1 protein-coding gene is annotated in these 563 nt (G+C 72.5%); it reads right to left on the bottom strand.

Going from position 1 to position 563, the window contains the following annotated elements; genetic code table 11:
* On the bottom strand, positions 1-309 hold a 309-nt coding region (locus SM447_RS29710), incomplete at its 3' end, for an N-acetyltransferase family protein (RefSeq protein ID WP_474576176.1).
* Positions 310-563: the final 254 nt, after the last annotated feature.

Here is a 563-nt window from a genome sequence, read left to right as displayed (position 1 = left end):
GAAACCGCGCGCCCGCAGGAAGTGGTCGCCGGGCGACCCGGCCCCGGCCTGCGCTACGACGCGGCGCCGGGCATCGTTCCGGGCGCCGGCCCCGGCGGCGTCGAGGAGCCGGGAACCGACGTGCTTGCGTCGCTCGGCGGGATGGACGTGGAGGGCCAGTTCGGCCAGGTGCGCCTGTCCAGGGTCGGTGAACAGCCGCAGGAAGGCCGTCCCGACAGGGATGGAGTCGGCGTCGGACGCCAGCCATGCGAGACGCCGGCTGTGCGGCCCGTGCGCGGGGTCGGTCAGTGGGGTGATGCGAAGCGACAAGGTGTCTCCGTCGTCGGAAGGTGGCAAAGGTCGGTACGCGGGCTCACCTGCTGGGCACTCGTGCGCATGTGCTGCACACCTCCTCGTCGACAGCGCCGGTCCGCGACGACGCGGACGGCTGGGGGAATCTAGCTGGCCTGTCAGTTCCTCGGCAAAGGGTTAACGACCGGTGCCGAGCTTGTTAGCCGAGCACGCCGGTGTTCGCGGGCGGAGTGCCCCGTGGCCGGGGCAGCTCGACAGCGGCGGGGGAGGCG

It is taken from the genome of Micromonospora aridisoli, assembly GCF_056150025.1.
This window is presented reverse-complemented; position numbering and strand designations above follow the sequence as displayed.